This window comes from Parafrankia sp. FMc2 (assembly GCF_041008525.1).
Classification (GTDB): domain Bacteria; phylum Actinomycetota; class Actinomycetes; order Frankiales; family Frankiaceae; genus Parafrankia.
In genome coordinates this window covers 1-12,451 of record NZ_JBFLUG010000034.1, presented here as the reverse complement: position 1 = coordinate 12,451, position 12,451 = coordinate 1, and the positions used below count along the sequence as shown (strand labels likewise).

Sequence of the window (12,451 nt, the reverse complement as noted above, 5' to 3'; positions counted from 1 at the left end):
TGGCCCATGGACCCGTCCCCCGCCCTCTCCCCCCCGGCCCCGGCCTCGCTCCTCGACCTCGGCCTGGACGTCGCCCGCGAGGCCGGGGCCCTGCTGCTCGCCGGTCGCGCCGGCACGGTCGAGGCCGAGGCGACGAAGTCCTCGCCGACCGACATCGTCACCGCGCTGGACCGGGCGTCCGAGGCCCTGGTCGCCCGGCGGCTGCGCGAGGCCCGGCCGGATGACGGCCTGCTCGGCGAGGAGGGGTCCGACACACCCGGGAGCAGCGGCGTCCGCTGGATCGTGGACCCCCTCGACGGAACGGTGAACTTCCTCTACCGCCTGCCCAACTGGGCGGTGTCGATCGCCGCCGAGGTCGCGGGCGAGGTCGTGGCCGGGGTCGTGCACGCACCGGCGCTGGGGCTCACGTACACCGCCGTGCGCGGCGGCGGGGCCTTTCGGTGGGGCGCCGGCCCGGAGCCCGAGGCGTTGGCCGGGTCGGCGGTGGCGGAGCTGCGCGGCGCGCTGGTCGCGACCGGCTTCGGCTACACCGTGGAGCGCCGGACGGCGCAGGTCGCGGTGCTCACCCGGGTGGTGCCGCGCGTGCGCGACATCCGCCGGATGGGCGCGGCCGCCCTCGACCTGTGCGCCGCCGCGGCGGGGACGATCGACGCCTACTACGAGCGCGGCCTGCACCCCTGGGACCATGCCGCCGGGGCGCTGGTCGCCGCCGAGGCCGGCCTGCTCGTCGGCGGGCTCGAGGGTCTCCCGGCGAGCGAGGACCTGGTCGTCGCCGCTCCCCCAGCGCTGTTCGGCCCGCTCACCGCGCTGCTCGCCGAGCACCCCCGGGCCGACCGCGACCAGTAGCGGCCGGCGCCGGACGGCGACCGGTCAACGGCGACCCGGTCAGGGGAAGGCGAGCGGGGTGTCGCCGGGGGCGGACTCGCCGGCACCGTCGGACGGGCGCTCGAACCAGACCGTGCGCCGGACGTAGTCGATGTAGCCGACGACGATCCGCGCCACCCGCATGGAGACGTCCGGGGCGGCGTAGTCGGGCACGGCCCGCGGTGACGGGTCCGCGCGGGCCTCGGCGGTGACCAGGTCGACCGCGGCGAGGACGCGTTCGGGGCGCGGCAGACACGTGACGACGACGCCGCCGTCGATGCCCTCCGGGTGCTCGTGCGCCTCGCGGATCACCACCGCGGGGAAGCCGAGCAGGGACGCCTCCTCGGTGAGGGTGCCGCTGTCGGAGACCACACAGAGCGCCGACCGCTGCAGGGCGATGTAGTCCGCGAACCCGAACGGCCGGCAGAACCGGACCAGTCCGTCGACGACCGGGGCCCGGCCCGCCGACTCCAGGGCCTCGATGCGCGCCCTGGTCCGCGGATGGGTGGAGACGATCACCGGGACGCGGTAGCGCGCCGCCAGCCCGTTCAGCGTCTCCAGCAGTCCGGCGAGCAGGTCGGGCCGGTCGACGTTCTCCGCCCGGTGCGCACTGACCACCAGGTAGTGCCCCGGGGTGATACCCAGGGTGGTCAGCGCCGGGGAGGCCTCGATGAGCGGCAGATAGGAGGTCAGGACCTCGTTCATCGGCGACCCGACGACGAAGATCCGCTGGGCGGGCACCCCTTCGGCCAGCAGGTTGCGCCGGGCGTGCTCGGTCAGCGCGAGGTTGATGTCGCTGAGGTGGTCGACCACCCGGCGGTTGAGCTCCTCGGGCACCCGGTCGTCGAAGCAGCGGTTCCCCGCCTCCAGGTGGAACACCGGGATGCGCCGGCGCCGGGCGGCGATCACCGCCAGGGTGGTGTCCGAGTCCCCGTGCAGCAGCAGCGCGTCGGGGGCCTCGTCCGCGAACACCGCGTCCGCCCGGGCGATCACCCGGCCGATGGTCTCCGCGGCACTGGCACCGACGGCGTCCAGGAAGTGGTCCGGTTTGCGGATGCCCAGCTCGTCGAAGAACACCTGGCTGAGCTCGTAGTCGTAGTGCTGGCCCGAATGGACCAGGCAGACGTCGGCCGCCCGCTCCAGCGCGACGATCACCTGGCTGAGCTTGACCAGCTCGGGGCGGGTACCGACGAGGACCATGACCCGTCGGCGGTGCTCGGCCGGGCCCGGCCGGGCTCCCGGCGCGGTGGACGGCTCGCCCAGCACCTCCGTGCGGGGGCCGCGGTGGGGCACCGTCACCGGCCCGGCCGATCCCGCCCGGTCCGGTGAGAGCCGGCGGCTCGGCACCGTCGGCACCGACGGCCCGGTGGGGGCGTACGGGGTCGACGGCGCCGTGGGCACCGATGGGCCGGCGCGGCCGTCGGCCTGCTCTCCGCGCCCGGGATCGACATCCTGGGCGGTGGAGAGGGGACGCCCGTCGCGGGGTCCCGTCCGGGCCGCCGGAATCCGGGGCGGCAGCTCCCCACCGCGCTGCCGCTGGGACCTGGCGCCGGGGAACCATCCGCGGAAGAAGCCCGTCCGGGCCAGGTCTGCCCCGTCACCTGCGCGTCTGTCACCGGCGCGCCGGTCAACCCCCTGCCCGTCGCCCCTGCCGGCGCCGGGCTCGTCGTCGGCGCCAGTGCCGGCTCCGCCTGTCGTTCTCGACACGTCGCGCTCCCTCTTCTACCGGAGAAGATCCATTGGCTCGGTCGGCCCGTCAGGCGTCGGCATGGGCGGTGCTCGGCTCACGGACGGCGGCGGCGGACGGCGCGGGCCGGCGGCGCGGGATTCCGTCGATCTCCCGCCGCTCGATCGCGGTCGCCAGCTCGTCGACCATCACCGGCCAGGCGGGCGGCCGGTAGCCCGTCATCGACCACAGCCGGCGCGCGGACAGCGCGCGGTTGCGCACCTCGTCGTCGCTCGGGACGATCTCGACGTCCCGCCGACCCAGTCGCTCCGCCAGCAGCGTGAGCAGGTCGAACGCGGTGATCGGCTCGGCGGCGAGGTGCCAGATGCCACTCAGGTCCGGGTGCCCGACGAGGGCGAGGTGGACGAAGCGTGCGAACTCGGTGGTGGTCACTCCGCTCGAGACGACCCGGCGCTGACCGATGACCGGCCCGGCGGCGGTCAGGAAGGTCTCGACGAGGCCGGTGGGGACGGCCGCCGTCTCCAGCCCGATCAGCGACGTCCGCAGGGTCAGCGTGCCGGGTTCACACACCTCACCGAGGAGCTTCGTCATGCCGTGGGCGTCAACCGGGTCGGGCGTGTCCTCCTCGTGATACTCACCCAGGCGCCCGGAGAACACGCAGTCGGTGGACACGTGCACCAGCCGGGCCCCCGCGGCACCGCACTGCCGGACGAGACGGTGTGGGAACAGGGCGTTGACCTCGATCGCCAGTCGTTCGCCGTCCTCGTCGACCCGCTGCTCGTCGAGGCCCACGGCGTTCACCACCGCATCGGGCCGGGCAGCGGCAAAGGCCTCGACCAGCCCGTCCGGGTGGCGGACGTCCACCCCGCACAGGACCCGGTCGGCCGGCAGCGGTGACGACGGCGCGACCGCCCGAACGGTGGCGGTGACGTCGTGGTCGCGCACGAGCCTGCGCACCAGCTCACCACCGAGCATGCCGTCGCCGCCGAGGACCAGTACGCGCATCCAGTTCTCCTTTGGGACCGAAGTCCACTCAGAGGGCACCACGCCGCGCAACGCTGAGCCACCAGTTCGGCTACTCGGCGTTCGGCGGGACGACCTTCATCCAGCCAACGCCAGGCAAGTATGACTCTACGTAGTTAAAGGATCGCGCTCGGCCGCAACGACGCGCCGGGGCGACGAGGACAACCCGAGACCACATCCGGCCCGGGGCACGCCGGTGGAGATGCCGGACACCCGCCGAGATGAAACTACTCTCTGCATTCGCATCGAAACTCCACGAGTAGGTCAGGTCGCCTCGCCCAAGCCCCGGCCGGGCGACGCGGCCGATGCGGCAGGCGGCAGGCGGCACGGCGGACGACCACGAGGTGACGACCACCGGTGACAGCGGTGCGGACGAGCGAGCAACGGACGAACGGGCAACGGGCGGCCGACGGCGGCCGCCCGGCTGGCGGCACGCCGCGACTGGCCGTGGCCGCCACCTGGCCGCTGCGGCTGCGGCTGCGGCTGCGGCACCAGCGCAACCGGCAGGGCCAGCTCTGGCTCAACATCACCTCGACGCACCTGGTGCTGGCGGACTTCGTCAACCTCGATCCAGCCTTCTCCCCCGGCCTGACCGGCGCCTATCCCGCGCTCGGCTGGGCCCGCACCCTGCGCCGCGCGCTGCGGAACTCCCGCACGCTGCGCCTGCTGCACGGGTGGGCCACGGCAGGCCGGCAATGGGCCCGCCGGCCTCGGCTGGCAGCCGCTGCCGCCTCCGCTGTCGCCTTCGTCGCCGCCACGGTCGCCATCGCCCGGCGCGGCGTCGTCCGGTGCGTGCCCCGGTCGGCTGTCGTTCCGGGCCGGCGGCGGGCGGACCAAAGCCGCCCCTGGGCGGTAGACGGGCAGTGGGAGGCGAGGCGCGCGGCGGTGATCGCGCGGTACCGCCCGCACCGGCGGCTGGCCCTGGACGACGGGTCGGTCGACCACATCCTCTGCGCGCACGTCCTGCAGGAACTTCCCCCGCACCTGGTCGGCCCCGTGCTGGACGAGTACGCCCGGGTGCTGCGGCCGGGCGGGACGCTGCACGTCGTCCTGCCCGACCTGCGCCGGGCGGTCGACCGCTATGTGCGCGGGGACATCGACGCCGACGAGCTGATGGCCTGGCAGCGGGTGGCCGGCGGCCCGGGGGCGGGAGCGGACGGGCGGGGCACCCGGTGGCGGCACCGGCCCGATCGGGTGGTGGGGCCACCGAACGGGTGGCTCTACGACGAGCACACAGCGCTGCGCCGCCTCGCCGGCGCCGGATTCGCGCTGGCCCCCGGCGCCGCGGCCGCCACCCCCAGCGCCGGCCTGGTCGCACGCGACCCCGCCTCACTGCACCTGGTGGCCGTGCGCGCCTGACCAGGCGGATGCATCCACCAGCCAGCGGAGAACCGATGCGCCGGAGACGTTCCGTCGCGGGCGCCGGACGGTCAGCACAGTCCGTTACGCCAGCCGCGCGGTATTCCTGCCCCTTTTCCCACCGCGTCGGCGGTCACATCGATTCCGCGGCCTCGGAACATTACTATTCGTTGACTAATCGTCGACATTCACCGGTTGCCACGCGCCGGTCGGGGTGCGGGGGGCGGCGGTATGGCGGATGCGCGGGCACGGCGACCGCGCGGGAGCCCCACCTCCACCTCCTCCCATTCGGTCACCGAGAGTGATCAGTATGAGAGCGCCGTCTACCGCGACGACGACCACGACGAGGATCGCGCAGCTGACGGCGATGAGGGCGGCGCGGACGACGGCGACCGCTGGGACGGCGGCGGGCGGGCCCGGCCCGGCGCGGCGGCCGAGCCGGCCCGGCGTGGCCCGCTGCGCCGGGTGCTGCTCGTCCTGACCTCGCTCGTCTCCCTCGGAGTGGTCGCCGTGACCGCCACCGGCTGGCTCATCGTGACCTTCTACGACCACCGCATCGACCGCGAGACGATCGCGCCGCCCACCGACATCACGGTCACCCGCCCGCCGCCGGCACCGGTGGGCGCCGAGACGTGGCTGCTGGTCGGCTCGGACGTCCGCACCGGCTCGGACGCCGCGAGAGTGGGCGGGGCGCGGTCCGACACGATGATGATCGCCCATCTTGCCTCTGACGGCGCGACGGATGTCGTGTCAATCCCGCGTGACCTGCGCGTACCCATCCCGGCCTGGACGGACAGCAGCGGCGTCCGGCACCGGGCCCGTTCCGACCGGGTCAACGCGGCGTTCAACTCCGGTGGCCCCGCGCTGCTCGTCGCGACCCTCGAGCAGGTCGCGGGACTGCGCATCAACCACTACGCGGAGCTGGACTTCACCGGCTTCCGGCAGATGACCTCTGCGATCGGGGGCATCGACGTCTGCCTGCGGGCCTCTCCGTATGTGGAGAGCCACCGGCTGGACGACGGCCGGCTGGTCCGTTCGACGAACCTGGACGACCCCAGCGCGGGCTTCACCGGGCAGGCCGGCGACAACCACCTGATCGGCGACAACGCGCTCGCGTTCGTCCGGCAGCGGCACGGGTTCGCCGACGGCGACCTGTCCCGGATCAGGCGGCAGCAGACGTTCCTCGCCGCGATCTTCCGCAAGCTGACCAGCGAATCGGTGCTGCTCAGCCCGACCAGGCTGACATCGTTCCTCAGCGCGGTCACCGACTCGGCGGTACTGGACGACGACACCGACTTCACCGAACTGCGTGCACTGGCCACCCGGATGCGCGCCATGACGACCGGTGCGGTGACGTTCTCGACGGTCCCGATCACCGGCCAGGTCAGCGCGCCCGCCTTCTATTTCCTCTACGACCCGGACGAGATGCGCCAGTTCTTCCGGGACATCACGGGCAACACGGTGCCGTTCGAGCCGCCCGACGCCCCGGCGGATCCGCTTCTCCCGCCCGATCGGAGTGAGCTGAGCGGATCGCTGCCGCCGGCTGCGCCGACCGCACCGTCGGGTCGCACCGCGGGCCGACCGACCGCACCGCCGACTGTCACCTCCACGACACCACCCGCGCCGCAGATCGATCCCAGCGCCACGGCACCGGGCGACCCACAGGGCGGGCCCACCGAGTCCGGCCCGTCCCCTGACCCGCTGTTCCCGCCCCAGCCGACCGGGCCGTCGCGACCGGAGACGACCCAGCCCGCGGACGTGAACAACCCGGGCGGCTGGCCGCGGCCCGAGCCCACCGCCTCGGCCACCACCGCCCCGTCGGGCCTGTCGCTGCGGCTGGCGAGCCTCTCGTCGGCCACGGTCACCGCGCCGGCTGCGCCCACCACCGGCGCGACGGACGCCGCCGCGGTGCGGCCGGACGGCCCCTCCCCCACGGTGCCCGGGGCCACGGAGCCCCCGGTGACCGCGGCCGCGTCCTGCATTTACTGAGGTTACGGTCAGGGCATGTTTCCCACGCTGCCCGAGCCGGTCACCGACGGTGGACGACGGGCCTGCACCGACCGGCTGCGCACGGCCTGCGCCGCCGGCCTGCTCACCTTCGGCGAGTTCAGCGAGGGGGTGGGACGGGTCTGGGCGGCCCAGACCGCGGCGGACCTCGAGCGGGTCCCGCTCGCGGACAGCGACGCCAGCCCCGGCGCGAGTGTCCTCGGCGAAGGCGCCAACGACAGCGGCGGGGGCGGGGGCGGGGAGACGGTCGACCGCACCCGCGCCGAGGAGAAGGCCCGCTCGACCATCGTGAGTCTGCTCGGCGACGGGCGACGCCTGGGACGCTGGTGGATGGCCCGGCGCACTCTGATCGTCAATGTCCTCGGGAACTGGACCCTCGATCTGCGCGGCGCGCTGCTGGCGGACCAGGCGCTTGCCGACAGGGCCCTTGACCTGCGCTTCGTCTCGCTGATCGGCGATCTCACCCTCACCGTCCCCGACGGTGTGACCGTCGAGGCCACCGGCCTGGTCGCGCTCGGGGACCGGCAGGTCGACCTCGCGGGCATCCGTGAACGCCCGGGTATGCCCCGGGTGCGGCTGCGCCTCGCCTGCCTGATCGGCGACGTCCGGATCACCAGCGGGTCACGTGTCGGGCGTCCCGACCGGCACGCACGGAGCAGGTAGAGCACACGCATCGCTCCGACGGAGGTCGGTTGATACTCTCGATCATGTCTCCCGGAGATCCTGTCAAGCAGGCGAGGGTGCTCCCGGGCGATGCTCGTCTCCACAGGGCGTTCCGATGGGGCCGGAATGCGGAGGCTCGCTGGCGACTTACTGGTCGCAGGGTGCCACCGCGGATCCCCCCGCGGACCAGATCGGTGAGGGAGGGCTCGACCGATGCGTGACCCCAGAGAGCTCTACGACATCAGGAGCGACCTGGACGACCTGGGCCGCCCCGTTCTGATCGAGGCGATGACCGGTGTCGTCGACGCCGGCGGCGCGGTGGGCCTGGCCGGCGAGCACCTGACGACGGCGCTGTCACACGAGCGCATCGTCACCTTCGACGTCGACCAGCTCATGGACTACCGCTCCCGCCGCCCCCCGATGGTCTTCTACGAGGATCACTGGGAAAGCTACGAGGACCCGGTGCTGAGCATCGAGCTGCTGCGCGACGAGGCGGGCACACCGTTCCTGCTCCTCGCCGGGCCCGAGCCCGACCTGCACTGGAAGCGTTTCACCAGCGCGGTGCGCACGATCATGAAGGATCTCGGCGTGCGGATGTCGGTCGGTCTGAACGCGATTCCGATGGCGGTGCCGCACACCCGTCCGTGCGGCGTCACCGCGCACGCGACCCGCAAGGAGATGCTGGTCAACAACGAGCCGTGGATCCGCCGGGTCTCCGTCCCCGGCAGCGCCGGGCACCTGCTCGAGTTCGAGCTCGGCCGGGCCGGGGACGACGCGATGGGCTTCGCCGCGCACGTCCCGCACTACCTGGCCCAGGCGACCTACCCGGCAGCGACCGAGGCGCTGCTCAGCTCGGTGTCGAAGGCCACCGGCCTGCTGCTGCCGCTGGACGGCCTGCGTTCCGCGGCTCTCGAGGTCCGCGGCGAGATCGACAGCCAGATCGAGAACGGCGGCGAGGCGGCGGATGTCGTGAAGGCCATCGAGGAGCAGTACGACGCGTTCCAGCGCGGCCGTGGCGGCACGCACCTCCCGGTCGTCGAGGGTCCCGACGAGCCGCTGCCCACCGGCGACGAGCTCGGCGCGGAGCTCGAGCGCTTCCTCGCGGAGCAGAGCGAGCCCGGCGGCCCCCAGCCGAGCTGACCCGCTCGCCCGGGCAGGGCTATCCGGCCCTGCCCGGCGGCGGCGGCGGTTCCGCGCCGCCGCCGGCACCGTCTGCCGAGTCCGAGTCCGAGTCCGATTCCGGTTCCGGTGGCTCGGGGCGGTGGGCCGATCGGCCGCGCTGCCGGGCCAGATCGTCCACGACCAGCAGGTCGTGGCGCACGCACCCTGTCCGGTAGGCGGCCCGGCCGACCCGCTGCGCGATCACCGGCGCGGTGACGAGCTGCAGGAGCACGACCAGCAGCAGGCCTGCCGCATGGCGGGGCGCGAGCTGGACGGCGCTTCCGACCAGGATCGCCATGAGGCCCACCGTCTGCGGCTTGGTCGCGGCGTGCAGCCGGGACGGGACGTCCGGGAAGCGCACCAGGCCCCACGCGCCGAGCAGACAGAAAACCGCTCCGGTCAGCAGCAGTACCGCGGAGATCACCTGCCGGGCCATCAGTGCCCCGCCTCCCGTCGCTGCTCGGACCCCTTCCGCTCGACCAGGCGGGCCGCGGTCACCGAACCGAGGAAGCCCAGCAGGGCGACGACCGCGACCAGGGCGATGTTCCAGCCCTCCCTGCGCATCCCGATCTCGACGGTCACCCCTGCGGTGATCAGGATCACCAGGACGTCGAGCGCGACGATGCGGTCGAGATCGCTCGGCCCGACCAGCAGCCGGCCGACGGTCAGCATTCCCGCCACGGCCAGCAGGACGTAGGTGATCGTGTAGACGGTTGTCACGTCTGATCCTCCCCGCCGCGCCGCCCGGCCTGGTCGGTCTGACCGGCCCGGCCGGCCTCGCGGCGGATGTCCTCGTCGGAGCCGAACACGTTCTGCACGCGGCGGTGCACGTCGAGCACGCTGGCACGGACCCGGTCGGTCATGCCGTCGTCGTCGGCGGCGAGGACGCAGACGTACATCACTCCCGCCTCGTGGTCGATCTCCAGCACGAACGCTCCCGGTGCAAGCGAGATCGCGTTCGCCGTCAGCGTCGAGACGACCTCCGACGATCCGGTCAGCGGCACCTCGACGATCGCCGATCGGGTCCGCGGGCCATAGCGGATCATCTGCAGGGCCACCGCCAGCGCCGACGGCACGAGGTCGGCGAGGAGACGGCCGGTCAGGGAGAGCGCGGGCAGCGGCCGGAACCGTACTTCCGGGTCTCCGCCGCGCAGCGGGAAGGCGAGCAGCGCGGCGGCCGAGACCAGCAGCCCGCTGATCGCGGCGAGCGGCGTCAGGCTGCCCCAGAGGACCATCCAGACCACCCACAGCCACACCAGACGCCCCGGACGGCGCAGCAGCTCACGTGCTGCACCGCGCGTCCCCAGCCCGCCGAGGCCCGCCGGCTCGCGCTCCGGCACGCCCAGGCCGGCCCCGCCCGCACTGCCTTCACCCCGGGGGTTCACCGGCCCGCCTCGGGGCCAGCTGTGCCGGGCAGCACCGACCGGATGTAGGTCGACGGTTCCAGCAGGTCGCCCGCGGCCCGCTCACTGAGGCCGGCCAGCTGCCCGGCGAACAGCGCCACCAACAGCCCCACGGCCACGATCCCTGCTGTCGCCCAGACCATCGGGCGGCTCACCGTGGCCGTCCCGGGCTCCTCCGCCGTGGACACCGCCGCTGTTGCCCCCACCGCCGCTGTTGCCCCCACCGCCGCTGTTGCCCCCGCCGCCGCTGGCTCCGCCGGCGCAGGCTGCGCCGCCGTGGACACCGTCCCTGACAACGCCACCACGGGCTCCGCCGGCACGCGGGTGGGTTCCCGCCGCGGGCCCCAGAAGGCCAGGGTCCACACCCGCACCATGACGTAGAGCGAGAGCAGGCTGGTGATCAGGCTGGCGGCCAGGGCGAGATCCACCGGCCAGGTCCGGGTCTCGGCGCCGGCCTCGAGCAGCGCCAGCTTCGCGACGAAACCGGAGAAGGGCGGAATGCCCGCGAGGCTGAGCGCCGGGATTCCGAAGAGCAGCGCGGTCACCGGCACCGCCGCCGCGAGCCCGCCCATGCGGCGGGGCACGGACGTCCCGGCGTACCGGGTGATCAGGCCGCTGACGAGGAACAACGCAGCCTGGGCGAGGATGTGGTGCACCATGTAGATGATCACGCCGGCGAGCCCGATCACCGTGAACAGGGACAGCCCGAACAGCATGTAGCCGATGTGGCTGACGAGCAGGTAGGACAGCATCCGGTTCAGGTCGTCCTGGGCGATCGCGCCCAGCGCGCCGACGAGCAGCGTCACCACGGCGGTGGCCAGCAGCAGGATCCAGGCGCTGTCGTGCCGGAACACCAGTGTGTGGGTGCGCAGCAGCGCGTACACGCCGACCTTGGTCAGCAGCGCCGCGAGCACGGCCGTGATCGGCGCCGGTGCTGTCGGGTAGCTGTCCGGCAGCCAGAAATGCAGCGGCACCGCGGCGGCCTTGATCCCGAACACGACAAGCGCCATCAGCCCGAGGGTCTCCGCGAGGCCGGGGGGCAGGGTCCCGATCCGCCCGGCGAGGTCGGCGAGGTTGACCGTGCCGGTGGCGGCGTACACCAGCGCCAGCATCGTGAGGAAGAACAGCGAGGACGTCATGCTGACGATCACGTAGGTCATGCCGGCCCGGATCCGTCCCGGGGTCACGGCGAAGGTGATCAGCACGTAGGACGAGACCAGCATGATCTCGAACGCGACGAACAGGTTGAACAGGTCACCGGTCAGGTAGGCCAGTGCGACCCCGGCGACGAGGACCAGGTACACCGCCTCGAAGACCGAACTACGGCCGAGCCGGGCCTGCTCGGTGATGCCCTGGCCGATCGCGTAGACGAGCACGGCGAAGGTCACCACGGCCGAGGTGAGCAGGAGCAGGCCGGACAACCGGTCCCCCACCAGCGTGATGCCGATCGGAGCGGGCCAGCCGCCGAGGTTGGCGACGAGCGGGCCGTCGGTGTCGGCGATCACGACGACAGCGGCGGCATCCGCCACGACCCCGGCAATGACGGTGAGGGCCAGGACCCGGCGGGCCAGCACCCACCGGCCCAGCACCAGCACTGCGCCGGCCGCGAGCAGGGGGACCACGACAGGGAACACAACGAGGATGCTCACGAGCGCCACCCATGGGCATCCTGGCGCTCCAGCAGGCCGGGTATGGCCAGCTCACCCGGCTCGCGGTGGTCCTCCTCGGCCACCTGCGCCGGCGCTGGCGCCGACCAGTCTCCGCCGTCGCCCCCGCCCCCGCCCCCGTGCTCGGCGTGCTCGGCGCGGTCCAGTCCGCGGATCCGGGCGTCCTCGATGTCGTCCCGCACCTCGTCGTCACCGAGCAGGGTCCAGGCCCGGTACGCGAGCGCGAGCAGGAAGGTCGTCAGCGCGAAGGTGATGACGATCGAGGTGAGCGCCATGCCCTGCGGCAGCGGGTCCGACATGGACCCGACCGGGATCGAGCCGATCATCGGCGGCTGGCCGCTCTCGCCGCCGACGAGCAGCAGGAGCAGCGTCGTGCCGTGCCCCAGCAGGGCGAGTCCGATCAGGACCCGCATGAGCGACCGCTGGAGGAGCAGATACGTCCCGGCGGTGTACAGGGCGCCGACCACCAGGGCGGACGTCAGGTTGACCGGGCTCACTGGTGCACCTTCCTCGTGTCGGAACTCGCGAATGGGAGAGTTCGGACACGCCCCTGGTCCCCACCGGGCCATCGCCCTGCTCGCTCGACCGTGAAGGTCCGGCATGAGTTCCGCGAGGCC

Annotated in this window: 12 protein-coding genes; 5 read left to right on the top strand and 7 right to left on the bottom strand. The window is 73.4% G+C overall.

The features are described from left to right. Positions 1–6: 6 nt before the first annotated feature. Positions 7–846, top strand: coding sequence for an inositol monophosphatase family protein (locus AB1460_RS14315; RefSeq protein WP_368961704.1), 840 nt, complete (start codon positions 7–9; stop codon positions 844–846). A 39-nt stretch (positions 847–885) separates the two neighbouring features. Here AB1460_RS14315 and AB1460_RS14310 read toward each other — a convergent pair whose 3' ends face one another. Together AB1460_RS14310 and AB1460_RS14305 are read right to left on the bottom strand one after the other, a co-directional pair. Next, positions 886–2,571 (bottom strand): UDP-N-acetyl glucosamine 2-epimerase, encoded by a 1,686-nt coding sequence (locus tag AB1460_RS14310; protein WP_368961703.1) that lies wholly within the window; start codon positions 2,569–2,571, stop codon positions 886–888. A 49-nt stretch (positions 2,572–2,620) separates the two neighbouring features. After that, the gene (locus AB1460_RS14305; RefSeq protein WP_368961702.1) at positions 2,621–3,556 is read right to left on the bottom strand and encodes a dTDP-4-dehydrorhamnose reductase family protein; all 936 of its coding nucleotides are present in this window, start codon (positions 3,554–3,556) and stop codon (positions 2,621–2,623) included. Between the two features lie 375 nt (positions 3,557–3,931). Between AB1460_RS14305 and AB1460_RS14300 the strand changes: the two genes are divergently transcribed. The 4 genes from AB1460_RS14300 to AB1460_RS14285 all read left to right on the top strand — a co-directional run bounded on the left by AB1460_RS14300 (position 3,932) and on the right by AB1460_RS14285 (position 8,743). Further along, positions 3,932–4,933, top strand: coding sequence for a methyltransferase domain-containing protein (locus AB1460_RS14300; RefSeq protein WP_368961701.1), 1,002 nt, complete (start codon positions 3,932–3,934; stop codon positions 4,931–4,933). A gap of 231 nt (positions 4,934–5,164) precedes the next feature. After that, positions 5,165–6,922 carry an LCP family protein gene (locus AB1460_RS14295; RefSeq protein WP_368961700.1) on the top strand — a complete coding sequence of 586 codons (1,758 nt, stop codon included), beginning with the start codon at positions 5,165–5,167 and terminating at the stop codon, positions 6,920–6,922. 15 nt (positions 6,923–6,937) lie between these two features. Then, positions 6,938–7,603: a DUF1707 SHOCT-like domain-containing protein gene (locus tag AB1460_RS14290; protein WP_368961699.1), complete on the top strand. Its 666-nt coding sequence runs from the start codon at positions 6,938–6,940 to the stop codon at positions 7,601–7,603. 213 nt (positions 7,604–7,816) lie between these two features. Beyond that, complete coding sequence (locus AB1460_RS14285; RefSeq protein WP_368961697.1) at positions 7,817–8,743, top strand: PAC2 family protein; 927 nt, start codon at positions 7,817–7,819, stop codon at positions 8,741–8,743. Positions 8,744–8,762: 19 nt separating this feature from the next. Here the strand turns inward: AB1460_RS14285 and mnhG are convergent, their stop codons facing one another. The 5 genes from mnhG to AB1460_RS14260 are packed head-to-tail and all read right to left on the bottom strand — an operon-like array spanning position 8,763 to position 12,331. Beyond that, positions 8,763–9,200 carry a monovalent cation/H(+) antiporter subunit G gene (gene mnhG, locus AB1460_RS14280; RefSeq protein WP_368961696.1) on the bottom strand — a complete coding sequence of 146 codons (438 nt, stop codon included), beginning with the start codon at positions 9,198–9,200 and terminating at the stop codon, positions 8,763–8,765. Further along, the gene (locus AB1460_RS14275; protein ID WP_368961695.1) at positions 9,200–9,484 is read right to left on the bottom strand and encodes a monovalent cation/H+ antiporter complex subunit F; all 285 of its coding nucleotides are present in this window, start codon (positions 9,482–9,484) and stop codon (positions 9,200–9,202) included. Before AB1460_RS14275 ends, mnhG begins: the two co-directional genes overlap by 1 nt. Continuing rightward, the gene (locus AB1460_RS14270) at positions 9,481–10,149 is read right to left on the bottom strand and encodes a Na+/H+ antiporter subunit E (RefSeq protein WP_368961694.1); all 669 of its coding nucleotides are present in this window, start codon (positions 10,147–10,149) and stop codon (positions 9,481–9,483) included. Before AB1460_RS14270 ends, AB1460_RS14275 begins: the two co-directional genes overlap by 4 nt. Beyond that, positions 10,146–11,816 carry a Na+/H+ antiporter subunit D gene (locus AB1460_RS14265; RefSeq protein ID WP_368961692.1) on the bottom strand — a complete coding sequence of 557 codons (1,671 nt, stop codon included), beginning with the start codon at positions 11,814–11,816 and terminating at the stop codon, positions 10,146–10,148. The genes AB1460_RS14270 and AB1460_RS14265 overlap by 4 nt, the downstream gene beginning before the upstream one ends. Continuing rightward, a complete protein-coding gene (locus AB1460_RS14260; protein WP_368961691.1) occupies positions 11,813–12,331 on the bottom strand; it encodes an NADH-quinone oxidoreductase subunit K in 519 nt (172 codons plus the stop codon). The genes AB1460_RS14265 and AB1460_RS14260 overlap by 4 nt, the downstream gene beginning before the upstream one ends. Between the last annotated feature and the right edge of the window lie 120 nt (positions 12,332–12,451).

Bases quoted from the DNA above. Each gene is read 5' to 3' on its own strand.
- AB1460_RS14315 (WP_368961704.1), top strand. From the start codon at position 7: ATGGACCCGTCCCCCGCCCTCTCCCCCCCGGCCCCGGCCTCGCTCCTC.
- mnhG (WP_368961696.1), bottom strand. From the start codon at position 9,200: ATGGCCCGGCAGGTGATCTCCGCGGTACTGCTGCTGACCGGAGCGGTT.
- AB1460_RS14290 (WP_368961699.1), top strand. From the start codon at position 6,938: ATGTTTCCCACGCTGCCCGAGCCGGTCACCGACGGTGGACGACGGGCC.
- AB1460_RS14305 (WP_368961702.1), bottom strand. From the start codon at position 3,556: ATGCGCGTACTGGTCCTCGGCGGCGACGGCATGCTCGGTGGTGAGCTG.
- AB1460_RS14285 (WP_368961697.1), top strand. From the start codon at position 7,817: ATGCGTGACCCCAGAGAGCTCTACGACATCAGGAGCGACCTGGACGAC.
- AB1460_RS14295 (WP_368961700.1), top strand. From the start codon at position 5,165: ATGGCGGATGCGCGGGCACGGCGACCGCGCGGGAGCCCCACCTCCACC.